At 40.1% G+C, this 18887-nt stretch carries 16 protein-coding genes and 1 pseudogene; 6 read left to right on the top strand and 11 right to left on the bottom strand.

Annotated features, from left to right (window positions below; all coding sequences use genetic code 11):
- Nucleotides 1-125 precede the first annotated feature (125 nt).
- Together ASU35_RS14130 and ASU35_RS14125 are read right to left on the bottom strand one after the other, a co-directional pair.
- Nucleotides 126-1613 (bottom strand): MobA/MobL family protein, encoded by a 1488-nt coding sequence (locus ASU35_RS14130; protein ID WP_172794653.1) that lies wholly within the window; start codon nucleotides 1611-1613, stop codon nucleotides 126-128.
- Between the two features lie 409 nt (nucleotides 1614-2022).
- Nucleotides 2023-2256, bottom strand: coding sequence for a helix-turn-helix domain-containing protein (locus ASU35_RS14125; RefSeq protein ID WP_058353626.1), 234 nt, complete (start codon nucleotides 2254-2256; stop codon nucleotides 2023-2025).
- Between the two features lie 174 nt (nucleotides 2257-2430).
- Here ASU35_RS14125 and ASU35_RS14120 point away from each other — a divergent pair, with 174 nt between their 5' ends.
- Nucleotides 2431-3048, top strand: coding sequence for a helix-turn-helix domain-containing protein (locus tag ASU35_RS14120; protein WP_058353625.1), 618 nt, complete (start codon nucleotides 2431-2433; stop codon nucleotides 3046-3048).
- Between the two features lie 83 nt (nucleotides 3049-3131).
- A complete protein-coding gene (locus ASU35_RS14115; RefSeq protein ID WP_058353624.1) occupies nucleotides 3132-4430 on the top strand; it encodes a tyrosine-type recombinase/integrase in 1299 nt (432 codons plus the stop codon).
- Nucleotides 4431-4703: 273 nt separating this feature from the next.
- Here the strand turns inward: ASU35_RS14115 and pheT are convergent, their stop codons facing one another.
- From pheT to ASU35_RS14095, 4 genes are all read right to left on the bottom strand, one after another.
- Nucleotides 4704-7145 carry a phenylalanine--tRNA ligase subunit beta gene (gene pheT, locus ASU35_RS14110; RefSeq protein WP_058353623.1) on the bottom strand — a complete coding sequence of 814 codons (2442 nt, stop codon included), beginning with the start codon at nucleotides 7143-7145 and terminating at the stop codon, nucleotides 4704-4706.
- A gap of 18 nt (nucleotides 7146-7163) precedes the next feature.
- Nucleotides 7164-8183, bottom strand: coding sequence for a phenylalanine--tRNA ligase subunit alpha (pheS, locus tag ASU35_RS14105; protein ID WP_058353628.1), 1020 nt, complete (start codon nucleotides 8181-8183; stop codon nucleotides 7164-7166).
- A 528-nt stretch (nucleotides 8184-8711) separates the two neighbouring features.
- Nucleotides 8712-9812 (bottom strand): HigA family addiction module antitoxin, encoded by a 1101-nt coding sequence (locus tag ASU35_RS14100; RefSeq protein ID WP_058353622.1) that lies wholly within the window; start codon nucleotides 9810-9812, stop codon nucleotides 8712-8714.
- Nucleotides 9775-10146 (bottom strand): type II toxin-antitoxin system RelE/ParE family toxin, encoded by a 372-nt coding sequence (locus tag ASU35_RS14095; RefSeq protein WP_058353621.1) that lies wholly within the window; start codon nucleotides 10144-10146, stop codon nucleotides 9775-9777. Before ASU35_RS14095 ends, ASU35_RS14100 begins: the two co-directional genes overlap by 38 nt.
- Nucleotides 10147-10414: 268 nt before the next feature.
- Here ASU35_RS14095 and ASU35_RS14090 point away from each other — a divergent pair.
- The 3 genes and pseudogenes from ASU35_RS14090 to ASU35_RS14080 form a co-directional block, all read left to right on the top strand.
- Nucleotides 10415-10660, top strand: a pseudogene (locus ASU35_RS14090) (ssDNA-binding protein); the annotation flags it as partial.
- Between the two features lie 74 nt (nucleotides 10661-10734).
- Nucleotides 10735-10932 carry a hypothetical protein gene (locus ASU35_RS14085; RefSeq protein WP_058353620.1) on the top strand — a complete coding sequence of 66 codons (198 nt, stop codon included), beginning with the start codon at nucleotides 10735-10737 and terminating at the stop codon, nucleotides 10930-10932.
- A gap of 55 nt (nucleotides 10933-10987) precedes the next feature.
- The gene (locus ASU35_RS14080) at nucleotides 10988-12967 is read left to right on the top strand and encodes a DNA polymerase (protein WP_058353619.1); all 1980 of its coding nucleotides are present in this window, start codon (nucleotides 10988-10990) and stop codon (nucleotides 12965-12967) included.
- Here ASU35_RS14080 and cptIN read toward each other — a convergent pair.
- A complete protein-coding gene (cptIN, locus tag ASU35_RS14075; RefSeq protein WP_058353618.1) occupies nucleotides 12964-13458 on the bottom strand; it encodes a type III toxin-antitoxin system CptIN family toxin in 495 nt (164 codons plus the stop codon). The two genes, ASU35_RS14080 and cptIN, sit on opposite strands and share 4 nt — an antisense overlap.
- A 296-nt stretch (nucleotides 13459-13754) precedes the next feature.
- Entirely contained in the window at nucleotides 13755-14360 is a 606-nt protein-coding gene (locus ASU35_RS14070; RefSeq protein ID WP_058353617.1) for a hypothetical protein, read from the bottom strand.
- 355 nt (nucleotides 14361-14715) lie between these two features.
- On the opposite strand from ASU35_RS14070, the gene ASU35_RS14065 reads away from it, so the two are divergent.
- Complete coding sequence (locus ASU35_RS14065; protein ID WP_058353616.1) at nucleotides 14716-15339, top strand: helix-turn-helix domain-containing protein; 624 nt, start codon at nucleotides 14716-14718, stop codon at nucleotides 15337-15339.
- A gap of 689 nt (nucleotides 15340-16028) precedes the next feature.
- Here the strand turns inward: ASU35_RS14065 and ASU35_RS14060 are convergent.
- Genes ASU35_RS14060 through ASU35_RS14050 form a run of 3 tightly spaced genes read right to left on the bottom strand, consistent with a single transcriptional unit; the run spans nucleotide 16029 to nucleotide 18806 of the window.
- Nucleotides 16029-17984 (bottom strand): helix-turn-helix domain-containing protein, encoded by a 1956-nt coding sequence (locus ASU35_RS14060; RefSeq protein ID WP_058353615.1) that lies wholly within the window; start codon nucleotides 17982-17984, stop codon nucleotides 16029-16031.
- Nucleotides 17984-18562: a hypothetical protein gene (locus ASU35_RS14055; RefSeq protein ID WP_058353614.1), complete on the bottom strand. Its 579-nt coding sequence runs from the start codon at nucleotides 18560-18562 to the stop codon at nucleotides 17984-17986. The genes ASU35_RS14060 and ASU35_RS14055 overlap by 1 nt, the downstream gene beginning before the upstream one ends.
- A gap of 28 nt (nucleotides 18563-18590) precedes the next feature.
- The gene (locus tag ASU35_RS14050; RefSeq protein WP_242861291.1) at nucleotides 18591-18806 is read right to left on the bottom strand and encodes a hypothetical protein; all 216 of its coding nucleotides are present in this window, start codon (nucleotides 18804-18806) and stop codon (nucleotides 18591-18593) included.
- Nucleotides 18807-18887 lie beyond the last annotated feature (81 nt).

Here is an 18887-nt window from a genome sequence, read left to right as displayed (position 1 = left end):
TCTAATTTTTATCAGAAAGATTCAAGATCCAAAGACACAAGATTTTTTACGCCCTCAAATGATACAATCATAACTTCTTTCTTTGTTTCAAATTGTAATATTTAACACAATGCAGAGGGGCGATTTTATCTCGCCCCTTTATCTCTGCTTTGGTAAGGTCGGTTGACGTTCTGCTTGTCAGCTTGCTCTTGATATCGTTGTATCTTTTTGTGTATGGTTTCAGGTTTCGGAGATTTCTCTCCGTAGGTTTCTTCCCACTTGGCACATTCTTTCTGATATGCGTCTGTGGCACGCTGTGCGGTATAAAACGCTGTGTAGAAATCCTGCACCGTTGCAAATCCATGTTGTCTGACGATACCGGATAATCCAGCCTTGAAGGTTCGGATTTTCTCGTTTTTGGTGGCAATCCTGTTTTCAAGCTCCTTTTTCTTGGTAAGCCTTGCAAGTCCCTTTAAATCGCTTAATTCAATCTCCAGTTTTGTCCGTTCATGCTCTGCTTCAAAGATAAGATGATTGTGTTTATCAAGCGAAACTTTGATTTTTTGAAGTCTTGGGAAAACGGCAGCTTCCGGTGGCATAACCGGTCTTGGAGGTATCTGTGGCTTGGGCTGTTCAGCAACCTCTGCTTTTATAACAGCCTTGCTTCCATATTCTTTTTCAAGAGCCTCATGGAACAGCTTGTTTTTCAGTTCCCTAGCGGCTGTCAGAATCTTGGAAATCAGAAGTACCAGTCTTGCAGTTGCCTTTCGTATGATATTGGCAAGTAACTCTGGTTTGTTGCCCCATACCTTGATGGAGTCTCTGATACGGTCTGTGATAAATTTATTCTTTATCTGGCGTATCTCATCCTCCGGCACTTGACTGACTAATGCTCTGTCTACTTCGTGATTCCACTGCATACGCACCTCATTATCTTCCTTTATCTGTTCGGCTTTGGGATTATTCTTACCGATTTTCTTGGTGGCAAGGTACAATCCGTTTCTATCGAATACATGAAGCTTGTCTTTATCGTCCTCTATCAGAAGATTGATAAGGTCGGTATAGAAGCGTTTCGCTTCGTCCAGATAATGCTCCTGCTTGAACAGCTTGTTCTTGGCGGTAAATAAGGTTCGCTCATAGACTTCGCCTTTTTGGATTATCTTACAACCTTTACGGACATTCCCGTTATCATCCAGTATCTCTTTCTTGGTGCGTACATGCTTTTTCTGTTCGTTGTAGAACATATTGCGTGTTGCAATCTTTTCTATGGGTTCCGGTAACAGCTCCCTTTCGGAAAAGATGAGATGGATATGATAGTTGGTCTTGCGTTTGTTGTGGTGCAGGGCTGATACACACTCTACACCATATTTTTCCTTAAAGCGGTTGGTAAACATCTGTAACAGCTTGTTGGGGTCATAGAGGTCGGGAAAGGATTCCGGCAGGGCTATAATCAGTTCCCTTGCCTCGATACATTTCCCTTCCGTACCGCTTTTTAGAAATTCCTGCTGATTGAATCTAGCAAGCTCCGTCCAGTAGTGGCGGTCAGTTGTTTCATAGACCGCATATAGATTTTCCTGCTTGGCGTGACTGGATATATAGGTAATCCTGCCACGGACATTGTGGAGCTTGCTCATTTGAATAAATGAATTTCTTTCGATAGTGCTTCCTCCTCTCGTAAATGTTACTTAGGGAAAGAGGCGGAAGGATTATATAAGTGAGTGGACACTTAGGTGTCCGGTTACGAACACTATGCCGTATCCGGCAATAAGAGCTCGATGCAATCGCGAAATACCCAGAGTACAAATCGAAGATTTGTGCGAAGGGTGTATTTCGCTCTCAAACGCCGAGGGCTTATGAAAGACCTGCGTCTAGAGGTTAGCACCACTCACTTCAAGATGAAATTGACCTGTAAAATTCCTACTCCTTTCCCGTAAGTTTTGGTTGATACCAGAGGAAGCACATGATATAATCTATTTGCGTGTAGGTATATCATGGCTTCGGTCTGATACATACCAAAGGGTGGTTTCGTAGGAAGCCACCCTTTTAAGTTACAGCAGTTTTTCTGTTAACTGCTTTGACAGTATTCTTATCCCTTAAGTCCCTGCCTTCGTTGGCTTCCATGAACTGCTCCAGTATATCAGTCTTTATAAGAACCTTTCGTCCTACCTGAAGTACCGGGAGCTTCTTCCACTTTACCAGGTCTCGGAGTGTATTTCTTCCGATACCGGTATAGTCGGCTGCTTCCTCAATGGATAAGGCAATTTTCATTTCTGTCATTGAATCACCTCCTTGCGAATTGCATTATGCAATTTTTGACTAAGCCTACTATAAACCTTTTATATCATTCCGTCAAGCGTTACGAAATTTTAAAAATAATTATTAATTTGTATATTGCAATTACGGAAGATGTATGTTATAGTAGTACCATACCGAAAAAGGAGGCGTATGAAGATGAAAGACAAAGAATTACGCAAGCTAATCGGTAGCAGGGCAAAACAGCGAAGATTGGAGCTTGGATTGAAACAGCCTTATGTAGCTGAAAAGATAGGAGTGACAGCTTCCACTATTCAGAGATATGAAGCCGGAACAATCGACAACACCAAGAAGCTGGTGCTGGATGGACTTTCAGAGGCACTTCATGTATCCGTGGAATGGCTCAAAGGCGAAGCAGAGGAATACGAAACAGACATTACGGATAAAAGGGAACTACAGATTCGTGATGCAATGAGCAGTATTTTAAACCGCTTACCCTTTGACCTTAATAATGAGGAAGCTGACTTCTCGAAAGACCTACTGCTACTGATGTTACAGGAGTATGAGCTGTTTATGGATTCCTTCCAGTTTGCCTGTAAGAACTTTAAGGGCAACACAGAGAATGCGGACATAGCAGCCACCATAGGTTTTGAATCGAATAAGGAATACAACGAAATCATGTTTCTTAGGGAGATTACTCACACAGTCAATGCCTTTAATGACATGGCGGATGTGATAAGGCTCTATTCCAAGAAACCGGAGACAGCCACACAGAGGCTTGCAAATCTTTTATCGGAAGATTCCGAATCGGTATAGTTAGACAACCGGAGTTATGATATACTTACACGCAAGAAGCATTTCATCAGTTCCGATTGTCGATATCGAAAGGAGAAACGATTATGGCAAAAGGTTCTGTAAGGAAAAAAGGCAAGAAATGGTATTACCGCTATTATGTGGAGGATGCCAGTGGTAACTTGGTTCAGAAGGAATGCGTAGGAACAGAAAGTAAGTCGGAAACGGAAAAACTGCTCCGTAAGGCTATGGAGGAATACGAAAGTAAGAAGATCGTAGCCAAAACGGAGAATATCACACTGGGAGAGCTTTTGGATGTGTGGGTGGATGAGGAACTGAAGGTCAGTTCCCTTAGTAATAACACTGTAACCCTTTATCTTGGGGTGGTGAAGATTATTAAGAGACACCCTTTAAGCAAAAGAAAGCTTCGGACAGTCACGAGTGAACACATGCAGGAATTTATGGATTATTTAAGTTTCGGTGGAACGGCTCCCGATGGTACGGAAGCAAAACCGTTAAGCATTGACCGTATCCATTCGTTTTCAGCCGTGTTACAGAGGGCTTTCCGGTATGCGGTGTTTCCAAAGCAGTATATCAGTTTCAACCCTATGCAGTATGTAGTAATCAGACGACCGACGCAGGAAGTAGATTTGTTCGCTACGGAGGATGAAGATTTTCCGCAGGAAAAGACCATTACCCACCAGCAGTACAATGAAATCGTAGCTTATCTTACCCAAAAGAAAAGCTCCTCACTGTTGGCAGTGCAGATAGCCTATTATGCAGGTCTGCGAATTGGGGAAGTGACCGGGTTATCTTGGGATGACATCAACTTAGAGGAACAGTATCTGACGGTGCGTAGGAGCTTAAGCAGGAACAATGCAAGGCATAAGCTGGAGCTTGGACCTACCAAGCGTAAAAAGGTCAGAATCGTGGATTTTGGCGATACTCTCGCAGAAATCTTACGAAGGGCGAAAAAGGAACAGCATAAGCAACGCTTTCAGTACGGACAGCTTTATCAGAGGAATTACTACAAGGAAGTCAGAGAAAAGAACAGAGTTTACTACGAACTGTATTCATTGGACGGAACACAGGAAGTGCCGGAGGACTACACAGAGATTTCTCTGGTGTGTGTCAGACAGGATGGAATGTACTTAGGAAGGGAAGCACTGGACTGGATGTGCAGGTCAATCAGGAAGCACCTGAAAGGATTTGAAAACTTCCACTTCCATTCATTAAGACACACTTACACAAGCAATCTGTTAGCAAACGGAGCACCACCAAAGGATGTGCAGGAGCTCTTGGGACATTCCGCAGTAAGTACCACAATGAATATTTACGCCCACGCTACAAGGGAAGCCAAGAAGAATTCAGCAAGGCTTCTTGATAAGGTAGTAGGGAACGATTAAGACGAAAACAACACTTTTCCCTTATAGCTTCCTCACAAGGGAAAAAATAAGGGAAAAGTGCAAATTACATAGATGTTGATGGGCGGGAAAGCCCGAAAATACTGGAAAGTTGGAGAAATACACGAGTAATTTTGAATTGTAGTTTTTTTGAATTTCAGGAGACATAAAAGAGTGTTGTTATTATAGCGAATAAGCTATACGAAGAAGGGCTGATATAACAACACTCTTTTCGTTTCTTGAAAATCAAAATAAATCTACAAACCAAAATTTACTTTATGACCGCAGCTCGATTCCTCTTTCACCCAGGGCTTTTAGAATCTTTTCCATATGCTCATTTACTTCCTTATCCTCCAGAGTTCTTTCTGCGGAACGGAAGGAGATAGAATAGGCTACGGACTTGAAGCCTTCTTTAATCTGGCTTCCCTCGTAGATATCAAAGAGGTCACAGTGCTCCATGAGCTTGCCGCCCTTCCTGCGAATGATTTCCTCTACTTCACCTACCAGAATTTCCTTTGGCATTACCATGGAAATATCACGGGTAATCGCAGGATATTTTGCAAGACCCTTATATTTCTTAACGGCTCCGGCACGTTTTACAACCTCCGGCATATCAAGAACAGCCACATATGCCTTAGTTCCGATACTGTAGCTATCTAATACCTCTGGATGTACCTCGCCGAGATAACCAATTACCTCATTATCATAGATGATGTCTGCCTGGCGGCCCGGATGCAGGTATGGGCGTCCGGCTTTTGGATTATAGACCTTTCTTCCCTCCAGTCCACAGGCTTCCAGAATGGATTCTACAACACCCTTCATATCAAAGAAGTCGCCCTCACCATACATACCAAGAGTAAACTGGGTACGCTCCTCAGGGAGCTCTGTTAAAGGCAGTGCCTTTGGTAGATAAATATTTCCTACCTCATAGAGACGTACACTCTTATTTCTACGATTGTAGTTTGTAGAAAGAGAAGAAAGCATACCATTTAAGGAAATCGTTCGCATAATACTGTAGTCCTCGCCCAAAGGGTTAGAAATTACAACGGTCTTGCGAAGCTTATCCTCTGCTGGAAGTAACAGCTTGTCGAATACCTTTGGACTTTCAAAGGAATAAGTCATTCCCTCATAAAATCCGAAACCTTCAGCGATGTTTCTTGCCTTTTTCTCAACAATCAGTTTCCCGGAAAGGCCACCAGTAGTAGCCTCACCCTTTGGCAGTGTCATAGGAATGTTGTCGTAACCATAGAAACGTGCAACCTCCTCTGCTATATCTGCCAGACAGTTAATATCCTGTCTCCAGGTAGGCACAATCAGCTCCTTTTTCTCCCTATCAACTGCCAAATCAATTTTTTCAAAATAAGAAAGCATTGTGTCCTCACTCACATTTGTGCCTAGGAGGGCATTGATTTTTTCTACATCATAGCTTACACGCTTTGGCTGCCATGGATTTGGATATACATCTACCCTTCCGCCGACAACCTCACCGGCACCCAGCTCCTCTACCAGCTGGCAGGCACGGTTAATCGCCTCCAGAGCATTGTTCGGATCAAGCCCTTTTTCAAACTTCGCCTGAGCATCCGTTCTCATACCCAGCTTTTTGCCAGACAAACGGATATTGGTTCCATCAAAGCAGGCTGCCTCGAAAAGCATGGTCTTTACGTCATCAGTAATTTTAGAATTCTCGCCGCCCATGATACCGGCAATGCCGATTTCCTTTTCTCCATCGCAAATCATCAGCATAGAGGAATCTAAGCTTCTTTCCTGTCCATCCAGAGTCTGGAATACTGTTCCGTCAGCTGCTCTCTTTACCACGATTTTCTTACCTGCGATAGTATCCAGGTCATAGGCATGCATTGGCTGTCCATACTCCTCCATAACATAGTTGGTAATATCTACGATATTGTTGATTGGACGGATACCAGCTGCTGCCAGACGACGCTTCATCCATTCCGGTGAAGGGCCGATTTTAATATTTTTTACAACTCTGCCAATGTAGCGTGGGCAAAGGTCTGTGTCTTTTACCTCTACAGAGATATAGTCAGAAGCCTTTTCACTGTTACCAGTCTCTGTAATTACCGGAGGTACAAAGGGCTTTTTAAAGGTCGCTGCCGCTTCTCTGGCAATTCCCAGAACACCAAAGCAATCTACACGGTTAGAGGTGATTTCATATTCAAATACGGAATCCCTAAGGCCCAAAAGCTCTGGTACAGAAGAACCGATTTTTGCATCTGCATAATCCGGATTATCACTTAAAATATAGATTCCGTCCTCTGCGGCATCCGGGTACATTTCTCTATCAGCCCCCAGCTCACCGATGGAGCACATCATACCAAAGGAATCTACTCCTCTTAGCTTGCCCTTTTTAATCTTAATTCCATCCGGATGAGGCTCAGAATCATGAGCAGAGCCCGCCACACGGCCACCGTCCAGTACCACAGGAACCTTCTGTCCTTCTTTTACATTAGGAGCTCCGGTTACAATCTGTACAGTCTCTCCGTCTTCTGTTATCTGCACCTGGCATACTACCAGCTTATCAGCATCCGGATGCCTTTCTATCTTCAAAATCTTTCCTACTACAATTTTCTCCAGGTTCTTATCTAATTCTACAAAGCCCTCTACCTTCGTTCCTGTCAGGGTCATAGCATCGGTATATTCCTGTGGAGTACAGGAAAGCTCCGGTACATAGGCTTTAATCCATGATAATGGTGTATTCATCTTTCTTTCCCCTTTCTGTTAGAACTGCTTTAAGAAGCGTACGTCATTTTCATATAACAGACGCATATCGTCAATCTCATATTTCAACAGTGCCACACGCTCCAGGCCTACACCAAAGGCAAAGCCGGTATATTCCTGTGGATCAATGCCGCTCATCTCCAGTACATGCGGATGTACCATACCACAGCCTAAGATTTCAATCCAGCCGGAGCCTTTACAGAACCGACAGCCCTTACCGCCGCATTTAAAGCAGGAAACATCCATTTCGGCACTTGGCTCTGTAAATGGGAAATGGTGCGGACGGAACTTAACCTTAGTATCCTCACCAAAAAGCTTCTTTGCAAACTCTGCCAGTGTTCCCTTCAAATCAGAAAAGGTAATATTCTTATCAATAACCAAGCCTTCTACCTGATGGAAGGATGGAGAATGGGTCGCATCCACCTCATCAGAACGGAATACTCTTCCCGGTGCAATCATACGAATCGGAAGCTTTCCCTTCTCCATCTCATGTACCTGAGTAGATGAGGTCTGGGTACGCAAAACAATATTACTGTTGACATAGAAGGTGTCCTGCTCATCCTTGGCTGGATGATTTGCCGGAATGTTCAGTGCCTCGAAGTTATAGTAATCATACTCTATTTCTGGGCCTTCTACTACCTCATAGCCCATGCCGATAAAGATATTTTCAATCTCCTCCAGGGCAATGGTATTTGGATGAGGCCGTCCCATCACAGGCTTTTTCGCCGGAAGTGTAACGTCTATGGTTTCCTTCTTAATCTGCTCTTCTCTCATTTTCTTAGCAAAAGCAGTCTTTTTTTCCTCTAAAAGAGCTTCAATCTCAGCTCTGGCATCATTTACCAGCTGTCCTACCAAAGGACGCTCCTCAGGAGCCACCTCCTTCATAGATTTAAGAACACTTGTCAGTTCTCCCTTTTTACCTAAAAAGGAAACCCGGATTTCATTTAATTTGTCCATCCCGTCTGACTCGTTAATCTGTGCAACTGCACTTTCTACGATGCCTTTCAGCTTCTCCTTCATATTTTCCATTCCTTTCTCTTTTCATATTCTTCCATACCGCCGCAGTGCGATCCTTAGCGGAGCGTTTTTTTATTCGATAGGATGCACTTTCCTATCGAATAAAAAAATCCCCTGGCTAATGCCAAGGGACGAATTATCGCGGTACCACCCTGCTTCCCGGTAAAACCGAGCACTCCTTTTCATGAATAACGCCCATGTACGCGGCAGAACCTACACAGCCTCCAGCCTTCTGTCCTGCGGCCTCTGATGTGAAATTGAGCTGCTATCTGAACTTAAGGAAGCTTCCAGCCAGTGACTTCCTCTCTCTGTAAGAAAATATCAGCCTTTTGCATCGTCATTACCTTTTCTTATTGCTACATACCTCATATTCTATCATAAATTTCCAAACTGTCAAGCAGGAAACATCTCTTGGTCATTGCAACAGAGAAAGAACTTGAAGTTGCCGCTTCAGTTCTTTTTTTGTTTCTATTGCCATTCTTGTTTTAACAATCCTAGTAATATATGATTTCCTATCACCTCCAATTTATTTTATTCCGCCCATTTATAAGTATCAATTCTATTGCTATATTGATCCCATCCTAAAATTTTATCTGACTGCAATCGTCCAATAACAATATAACTTTTTACCCCTTGTTTTTTAGCAAAAGTTTCAATTGCACTTAATGAATAATCTTTTTGCATAACAAATTCTTTATATTCAAAAAAATCCATTAATGTATCGCGTGCAAATGCATCTGCTTTAGCTTCCATATCACTTTGAGTCGAATCAAAATCAATAAATTTTTGCTTAATATCGCCGTTAAGAATATGACCAATTTCATGAAATAGAGTAAACCAAAAAATATCTGCTCTTCCTTTTCGAATCGTCATACACAAAATTAACTTATCATTATCTGTTTTTTTTATGAATCCCTGAACCGGAGCACCTTGAAAATGTTTAACAATCTTAAACGCAATACCGCACTTTGCAAAAATAGTTTCTAACTTGTTTTGAACAACATTTATATCTTCAAACATAAGTTTTTTGATTTCAGGTACGTATCTTTTTAACAAAGATAAATCCAAACTATCTGAAACCATAATATTTTTAGTTCTCAATTCACATATTCTTTGCCAAGCATATAAAACATAAATATCCACATTTACATTTGTTGCAACTTGTGCACGATATGCAGCGTTATATGTGATGTTAGGAATCGCTGTTAGATTACTTACTGCTAAAATCTTACGCAAACATAAAATTTTTTCTGCTTCATTAGTATTTTCTTCTAACCATTTTCTTGCTATCATATATTCCATAACTTGTTTTAATGGTTTTAAAATTGCTAACTCTTCATCTGTGATATTGTAAACCTCTTCGAATTCCAAAAGTTCTCTATCATAATTAGCTTGAAGATTAATCCAAAAGCTTGCATCAACCCCCAACGCGTATTCTAGTTTTTTGGCAAATGCTACAGAAATATTTTTTTGTCCTTTTACTACCGTACTTATATGTTTTTCTGTCATACCTGTACGCACTGCCAATTCTTTTTGGGACATATCCCTTTCCTCTAATATTTCTGCCAATGTTTCTCCGGGATGTATAATCAAGTCAGGGGATAATCCAATTATTTTTTGCTCCTTTGCCATGATAATCTACAACTCCTTTAATCTGTACTGTGTCACAATTTTTTAATGTTTCAGGTAATGTATCATTTGCAATTGGTTTAACTACTAATCTCCAATTTGCTGTAACATGCACCCCATAACAACCTTCCATCCCTGTTAATGAATGAGGTTTACCTAACCCTGTCGCTTGAAAGATATAAAAATTATCAGCAGCTCTTAATTGATCATATCTTTTTTTCACTGCACGAGTCAGTTCTGGATCGATTTGCTTCTTCATTAATCCTTTAGGCATTTGTACTTGACACAGATCTTCAAACAACTCTCTCACAGAATCATCTTCATACGTGATTTGCAACAGATCACCTCATTACCTTTTGTGTTTTGTTTGTTGATTTGTTTTTCTTACCCAAACGGTTAATTATATTATATTAACTTTTATTACTTTTGTCAATCCACTATCTACATTTTTTGAAAAAAAGAGCCTCCGACCTTCTCTTTCAAGTTCATCGAACGCTCCATTTCACTACCATGCCACACCAATTTCCAATCATCCATAACATACTAACCAAAATCGAAAGGTGTATAAAAGATGTATTTTCAAATCTAAAAGCCCCATTCCTCTTAATTTCCTTACTGCACCTGGAATTGTTGACGCAGATTGCCAGCCTATCCTTGACCGTTCAGAGGTATACAGCGGTGTGTATGGTAGAGCTTCAATCAACCTTTACGCTTTCAATTCCAACGGTAATCGTGGTATTGCCTGCGGTCTTAACAACCTTCAGAAGATGCGTGACGGTGAGCCTCTTGGTGGTAAGTCTAGCGCTGAGTCAGATTTTGCTACAGAGGATGACGACGACTTCTTAAGCTAATCAATATAACCAATTGACAATCTCAAGGCGGCGGGCCTACCTGCCGCCACTTTATGAAAGACAGGTGACAATCAATGACAATGGAAATGGTAAATCAGTTAATTGATGCCTCAATAAGAGGTACTCTCCTTGGAATATCATTATTCTTCTGGGGCTTCGGTCTTGTAGCAATCTGGAAGTGGTTCTTCGGAGTAATGAAAAGATTAATCGGCTGGCTCTTCCCTAATCTTTTTAAGAAAAAGGGAGCTGCCACAGACAAAGAAAATAAGTAGTAAGCGGGCGGCGGTACCTCACAGTGCTGCTGCCCTGTTTTTATAGGAGGTTCTTATGACAATACAGGAAATGTCTATCGACTTGGAAACATACAGCGATGTCGATATTAAGAAAGGTGGCGTCTACCGCTACTCTGAATCAGAAAACTTCGAGATACTGCTTTTTGCTGTATCAATAAATAATGGACCAGTTACAGTATACGACCTTGCATCAGGTGACACTCTTCCCGATGATATCCTGGATGCTCTTACTAACGACAATATTATCAAGTGGGCCTTTAATGCTTCCTTTGAAAGAATCTGTCTTTCCAACTGGCTCAGGAAGAATTATCCAGCGCGCTTTGTAAGCTATAGCATTCCAGAAGACACTGTTCGCAACTACTTAAATCCAGAGTCTTGGCGCTGCAGTATGGTATGGTCCGCTTATATGGGACTACCACTTAGTTTGGAAGGTGTCGGTGCTGTACTTGGACTTAAGGATCAGAAAATGAAAGAAGGTAAAGACCTAATTCGTTACTTCTGTGTTCCTTGCAAACCTACAAAGACTAATGGCGGAAGAACCAGAAATCTTCCCGAACATGCACCAGATAAATGGTCCACATTCAAAGCATATAATGTACGCGATGTTGAGGTTGAGCTTGCCATCAAAGAACGTCTGGCTAAGTTCCCGGTACCAAACTTCGTGTGGGATGAATACCACTTAGACCAGGAAATCAATGATCGTGGTATTGGAATCGATATGGATGTTGTTACTAATGCGATTGCATTTGATGACCGTTCAAAAGGTGAAATCTCAGATCAAATGAAAGAAATGACAGACCTTGATAATCCAAACTCCGTAGCACAAATGAAAGCATGGTTATTTGACCAGGGCCTTGAAACAGATACTCTTGGAAAGAAGGCTGTTGCAGAGATGATTAAAACTGCACCAGATGATCTTGCGCAGGTACTCTCGCTTCATCAGCAGCTTGCTAAAAGCAGTGTCAAAAAGTATCAGGCTATGGAAAATGCAGTATGCAAAGATGGTCGTGCTAGAGGTATGTTTATGTTTTATGGTGCCAATCGTACTGGCCGCTGGGCTGGTCGTATTATCCAGTTACAGAACCTTCCTCAAAATCATATGGAGGATCTCGCTGAAGCCAGAGAACTTGTTCGCCAGGGTGATTATGATTCACTTGAAATGTTATATGATGATATACCAGATACCTTGTCTCAGCTCATTAGAACAGCATTTATTCCAAAGCCAGGATATGAATTTTATGTGGCCGACTTTTCTGCAATCGAGGCCAGGGTCCTCTCCCACTTAGCTGGTGAAACATGGCGTTCAAAAGTATTCAAAGAAAACGGAGATATTTATTGCGCCAGTGCTTCTGCAATGTTTGGTGTTCCAGTTGAAAAACATGGGCAGAATGCCCACCTTAGACAAAAAGGTAAAATCGCAGAATTGGCACTTGGTTATGGCGGATCCGTAGGAGCATTAAAAGCTATGGGTGCTATCGAAATGGGCCTTACTGAAGATGAATTGCAGCCACTTGTTGATGCCTGGAGAGAAGCCAATCCAAACATTGTACAGTTCTGGTGGGATGTTGATAATGCTGTAAAAGCTGTAGTAAAACTACATACCAGAGTTGAAACTCATGGTATTAAAATCTTCTGGAAAAGCGGCATGTTATTCATCAAACTTCCATCCGGCAGAACCTTAAGCTATGTAAAGCCAAGAATGGGTGAGAATAAATTCGGCGGTGAGTCTGTAACATACAAGGGTGTTGGATCCACAAAGAAATGGGAACGTCTGGAAAGTTATGGTCCGAAGTTCGTCGAGAATATTGTTCAGGCTGTAAGTAGAGACCTTCTTATGAATGCAATGAAAACCCTCTCCCATTGCTTTATTTGTGGCCATGTGCATGATGAACTTATCATTGAATGCAAAAAGGAAGTATCTCTTGATGAGCTTTGTAAGCAGATGGCCAGAGTTCCTGACTGGATGCCTGATATCTTATTAAGGGCCGATGGTTATACAACTCCATTTTATTAATTATATGTATCACTCTGTTCCTGAAGTTCTTTTTCTATTTTCAAAACATCCGGAAAAATCAAAGGAATTCCATTTCTCTGTAATGCAAGGACTCTCTTTGCCTTATCTGTAAGTTCCTTTTCCAAAGTTCCACTAATACGAACAGGAATATTGGCAACCCCATCAATATACTCATTTTTTATATATTTTGGAGTAATTGGGCACATGTTCTGAATAAGAAAAGCCTTTCTATGACCTAATACATCACCAAATATAATCGTATCACATTTCCCATATTTCTGCACTTTTTGATTATATATCCCAATAAACTTATTTACCCTAGAAGAAAAAGGAATCATCCAATAAATTCCTGTATTTGTATCCTGGAATGTATAAAAACAAGGTCTGTCATGAACTTGTCCATTAATTGTTTCTTTATTCTGCATTAACTTGGGATCGGGAAAATCAATAAAGTATTGATCATTCAAATAATAAAAATGTCCTATATCCATTGTTCTATTTCTCCTAATAATAAAGAAACTCCATTCTCTCGAATGGAGCTTCGTAACATTTGAACTCGATCTCTTGATGCGTCGCATATCGAGTAGCGACTAACATTTGAACTCGACCTTGTTTTAGTTGCATATCGAGTAGCAACAAACATTTGAGATAGTTTCCTACCTGTCTAAATTATATATTCAAATGCCCTCGCTGTCAAGATACCAAAATCTCTTGTCTGTATTATTATATTCATTTTTTTCTTTATGATACTTATTATATCATAATTTCTAGTCATTAAATATTATATTTAATCTTTGTACTTCTTCAAATATAATTCTCTAGCTGCTTTCTGGGCTTTTTCGATGAATGAATAGCCCTGAGTCTTACCTTTTCCAAGATCAACTAAATCAAGAACTTCGCCCTTCTTGTATCCATCAGCAAGCAAGGTTATAATCTTTCCGTATTTAGGATCCTGATTGTTAAGATCATCTATAAGCATATTAAATACCATATCAAGAAATGCTCTGTCCTCATTTTCAGTAGTACCGGTTGGGTCATAGCCTTTCTTATCATCATCCTCTGCTGCTTCGAGCATCTCGTCAATTGATAACAGCTTGTCCCACTCGCCTTTTGTAAAACGCTTAAGATATCTACTTACCTGACCATTGAAATACTTCATTGCGCCATCGAACTCATCCTTCTTAACAGGAATAAATGCTACTGGTACACCATCAGTACTATACGGAAAATGCCAAGTCTCGACATTGTCCCACTTAAGGCCAAGGGTTCTAAGATAATCCTTGTAATCATCATCCACTACAACAGGCGCTAACACCTCATCTGCTCTGTATGCTGCGCCATTAAAAGACACACGGTTACTAAAGTCTCTGTAAAATTCATTTTTCTCTACCATAAGGTTTTCCTCCATTGATTTTCCTGAAGGAACCCACTGGTAGAGGGAGCTAAAAAAGACCGCAACTGACCACCAAGACAAATTCCTTCATCTCGTTTTGTGGTCAGTCCGCCTTAAAGAACTGACTCGTTATTTACTTGTTGATTCAAAGAAGTTAAGGCGGATGTTCGCGAGACATCCCATCTTTGAACCTTGAGCTTCATTCGCTCATTTTTACTCACAGGCACAGCCTATAAGCACAAATGAATGAACGAACCTTCTATCGTTGTATTTATTCTAAAATGTGTGGTATGATATATTCAAAACTCATATTGTAATAGTTTTTCTCATCATTTATGTAAAGGAGATATGCTCTATGCAAGATTTGAATATTGATATGTTAAAAACAAAAATCTACAATCTTATGCAAGAGAAACGTATAACCCAGGAAACCTTATCCAATGAGCTCGGCATGTCACAATCCAATTTCAGTAGAGCACTTAGCCTTTCAAACTCGCAGTGCTTTACTCTTGAACAGGTATATAAGATTGCCCAGTACTTTGAAATGTCTGTTGACCAGTTACTTGGCAACACCAAACCTGCTGATAAACGTTCAGAAAAAGATATCTGCAAGTTCTTCACGGATTTAATTGAAAAACGTACGCTTGTAACCTTTGACCATGTACGCAAAGAAGAAATAATGACTCCGTATTACCGCGACAACTATCCTGACTGCGAAATAACCAATGAGGATGTAAAATATAGTGCATTTTTATTTCCAAGCTACTTTGATCCAGGCCCTCTTGACCGATACGACGAGGAGCAAATCGATAACCTAAGAACTGACTGTCTTTTTGGTGGAAATAATGATGATTCAAATATCAGAATCAACGCCTTCTTTACTAAATATTTGCAAATTTACAACATGTACGTGCATAATCAAATGACCGAAGAACTCTTTCATGAAATCACCGAAAAGTTCATGCAGGACCTCAAATAAAGCAATAAAAAAAGCCGGAGTTATCACCTTGTCACAAACGTATAAACGCTTGCGATTTGGCAATAACTCCGGCGATTTGGTATCTCGTCTGACGGATCCGTTGCTCGGTAGCATTTGCATTAGATAATTGACCTTGATGCCTATGAAGCTTTGCTGCTGGTTACCTTTCTGTTCTTAAATGTAACGCACACTACAGCTTTGCAAATAGGGCACTTTATGCTTATAACTCCGCTGGTCGCGGGATCCGCATCAAATAATCGCTTATTCTTACAGCAAGGACAAGACACGTGAACTAACTCATTTCCTTGAGCCATCTATCTCTACACCTCCTACATCAGAGAAACTCTGTTGATAGAAAGTGACAAGCCAAAAGGGATAAAAGCGTGTCGCTCTCGTCGTGATACAATTTGCTGATCTGTTTAGCAACTATTGGTAGCGAATGAGTAAATTATAAACTAGAACGTATGTTCTTGTCAATCATAATTAACACACTATCGTTATTGCCATACAGGGTGAAATATCCCTGTAACAATAACTAGGATAGACGATTTCTTATAATTTGAGAGGCAACATAAAGTTCCTATTTTGAGCACAAAAATAAGGATTTCACAGCTGTACTGACTGTAAAACCCTTATCATATCGTGGGTTATCAAGGGTAACTTTAAGTTCCCCTCCCGACCCATAATTTTTATTGATTTCTTTTATTTGGAATACTTTCAAGGCCATATTCTTTAAGAAAAGCATTCCATTGGTCCAAACTTCCATCTGTATATTCTTGAATCAATGTTTTGTATGCTCTACCTTTATCTGTTCTCTTGCTAAGTGAAATCTCCGCTAAATCAAGTAAATCCTCACAATATGCAGGTCCGAGATTCATACCAATAAACACTGCCATGATATTATCAATATTTGGTGTTACTTTCCCTGCGCGATATTTCTTAATTGTAGTCGTACTTAAACCTGACGTCGCAGCAAGATCATCAACAGTAACGTGCTTTCGGTCCATATGATAAATCAAAGCTTCGCTGAAATTATTAGGTGTCTCGCTTAAAATTCTTTCTTCCTCAGCGTACATTGCTTTATAGTCTGCTGCTGCCTTTGCCATTTCTTCAACAGATTGATTATTCTCAAAAAATGGATCATAGGCATGCTCAATTCGATTATCAACTGTGATATCCTTGCTTAAATAACATTGACCATAAAAACCACCATCATCTTTTCCACCGGAAATAGATTCCCAATCAAAAATCAAACAGCACTCGTCAACATGCTCACGAGCATAATCCGTAAGTTCATAATCTGAACAATTCCATAATTTTTCGTCATCGGTAGCTTCTCTAACATACTTCTCATCAAAAGCACAAACCACATATCCCAGATATATAAACTGCTCAGAATCAAGTAATTCTTTAATATGAACATTCTCAGAACGGACCTTCTCCAGTCCAGCCTTATCAATTACAAAGGATTGTTTTGGGCCCAGAGTACCCTCCTTAAAAAAGAACGGTGCATGCTTTCGACCATCAACATAAATATGTGTTCCTGCTGCCACATCCCAACCTAACTGTATTGCACGTTGTTTTGCTGCAAAATCAGAAACATCAAAAAGGCAAGCAACTCTATGTATTGTATCCTCTACTACTTCAGCCCAATAACAACCTTTCCTTGGAATTTTAGAAGCTGCATCGTATGCTTCCTGTACAGCTTGTACAAAAAGCGCCTGAGGCATGGCGATTCTCATCCCTATCGAGTTTGCCTGCCATTCAACAAACCACATAGCCTTTTGAAGACTGGTCATTCCTGAATCATACTTCTGTGGTTCTACTTCACAATTCATAACACTTAACGAATCGTCAAGCAATGACAATATCTTAAAGAACTTCTGATGATAATACCAATGAACTATTTCATGAGCTATTGTCATCATGTAACACCCGGTCTTATGCATAAAATAATTATCTTTGCTTATTAGCATTGTACCTGGTTCAATGTCTTCATCCTCAATTTTTCTTTCCGGAAAATATGGATGAAACTTACGATATACTGTAGCCTTATCTTTTTTGAAATACATGCGCCCCATAGTATTTTCAGGAAGCTCTGCCTCATAAGCATAAATTCCAAGCTGCTGCATAACATGACCATAAGGAAAGTTATACATGTGATAGATTGCATCCTGACAGTAGAATTCAAAGAAATCATCTGCTATATCCTCAAGGTCAGCAGCATATACATACGGGACACCAAACTCATCAAGTGCAGTTGTCTTATCCCATGTTCCGGGTGCATATTCTTCAATAGTTGTCTGATCTTCTTTGATTTCCATACCATCACGCAAACAAGCTACGATGGTAACTGTAAACCAACGTGTCTTTCTATCTGCTTCGTACTTTTTTGTGCCTAATCCCATTGTAATGATATCTGCCGTCAGATTAACCGCTATCTTCACAAATGGATCTGGCATATCAGTACACCGTAGTGACTTAACTGAAAGATTATCAACCTTCTGATCACAAATAGACAGTACATTCAATGTATGAAACCCCTGCCCATCATGGTTCTTATTTACATAATCAGATACTTGCCTTAGCAAATAAGCTGCATATTTGTCCTGTATGTAACTCTTGAAATCTGAGTATTTTGCCACTATACACTCACCTCCCTCAGCTGATATTCAATGCCACCTGAATCACCTTCTTCATTTAACCCGACCTCAAATCCATGTTTTTTATAAAAATGGGTAGACCGATCAAAGTGGCCACTGTCAACAGATGATAACCAACCTGTTATTTTTTTTGCATCCGTAAATCTTTTGCAATATTCTATAAAAAAAGGCATCAAAATTGAGCCATTTCCGACATTATTATCTTCAACAAGAATATCCTCAATTTTTACATATGGTTTACCATCATAGAAATTGTTATATGTTGCCATTATTCTAGGATGATTGCACACATCCTTGTATCTGCTACTGTATAACATAAAATCAATACTGTTTCCATAAACGTGTTGAACTACAAATACATGTTCACCATTTTTATTATCGGCTTCTCCAACTATTACTTTGTTCTTTTCAGATAAAATTCTATGAACAATATCGATATCTTGATTTTTCTTATTTGTATCATATTCAATCTGCTTTACTTTACGTGAATAATGATCATGAATTTCTAACAATTCATTCTTACAAAATGTATTTAATAACCAATACCTAAATTTTCTCATTCGTTATTTTCCTCCAACTCCCACGCTCTTACTCCTTTTGAGGTATCAATCCTATATTTTTTGCTACATTCTTCACACTGAATCCAAACATCATGTTCACGGGGAAACCAGGAATATTATCATGCTCCTCCACAACCTTGCCCTTTCCACAAGGACACAGATATTCAATTCTTTCTGTATCACCAGAGCCAGCTCCATAACCATGATGGTCTTCTGATGATGAATAAATTACTTCTGTTCTCATAAAATCTTTCTCCCTCATATTTATTTTGATTTATCGCTCTGCCTTGCAATAAAAACAAACTCTTCTTGCATAGACAATTCT

It is taken from the genome of Acetivibrio ethanolgignens (genome assembly GCF_001461035.1).
GTDB lineage: Bacteria > Bacillota > Clostridia > Lachnospirales > Lachnospiraceae > Velocimicrobium > Velocimicrobium ethanolgignens.
The sequence above is the reverse complement of the archived record's forward strand: the minus strand, read 5'-3'. Positions and strand labels throughout refer to the sequence as shown.

Coding starts and splice junctions, on each gene's coding strand:
- ASU35_RS14080 (WP_058353619.1), top strand. CDS start 10,988: ATGACAATACAGGAAATGTCTATCGACTTGGAAACATACAGCGATGTC.
- ASU35_RS14050 (WP_242861291.1), bottom strand. CDS start 18,806: ATGAGAACAGAAGTAATTTATTCATCATCAGAAGACCATCATGGTTAT.
- ASU35_RS14070 (WP_058353617.1), bottom strand. CDS start 14,360: ATGGTAGAGAAAAATGAATTTTACAGAGACTTTAGTAACCGTGTGTCT.
- ASU35_RS14085 (WP_058353620.1), top strand. CDS start 10,735: ATGACAATGGAAATGGTAAATCAGTTAATTGATGCCTCAATAAGAGGT.
- pheS (WP_058353628.1), bottom strand. CDS start 8,183: ATGAAGGAGAAGCTGAAAGGCATCGTAGAAAGTGCAGTTGCACAGATT.
- ASU35_RS14065 (WP_058353616.1), top strand. CDS start 14,716: ATGCAAGATTTGAATATTGATATGTTAAAAACAAAAATCTACAATCTT.
- ASU35_RS14100 (WP_058353622.1), bottom strand. CDS start 9,812: ATGGCAAAGGAGCAAAAAATAATTGGATTATCCCCTGACTTGATTATA.
- cptIN (WP_058353618.1), bottom strand. CDS start 13,458: ATGGATATAGGACATTTTTATTATTTGAATGATCAATACTTTATTGAT.
- ASU35_RS14130 (WP_172794653.1), bottom strand. CDS start 1,613: ATGAGCAAGCTCCACAATGTCCGTGGCAGGATTACCTATATATCCAGT.
- ASU35_RS14125 (WP_058353626.1), bottom strand. CDS start 2,256: ATGACAGAAATGAAAATTGCCTTATCCATTGAGGAAGCAGCCGACTAT.
- ASU35_RS14120 (WP_058353625.1), top strand. CDS start 2,431: ATGAAAGACAAAGAATTACGCAAGCTAATCGGTAGCAGGGCAAAACAG.
- ASU35_RS14115 (WP_058353624.1), top strand. CDS start 3,132: ATGGCAAAAGGTTCTGTAAGGAAAAAAGGCAAGAAATGGTATTACCGC.
- ASU35_RS14055 (WP_058353614.1), bottom strand. CDS start 18,562: ATGAGAAAATTTAGGTATTGGTTATTAAATACATTTTGTAAGAATGAA.
- pheT (WP_058353623.1), bottom strand. CDS start 7,145: ATGAATACACCATTATCATGGATTAAAGCCTATGTACCGGAGCTTTCC.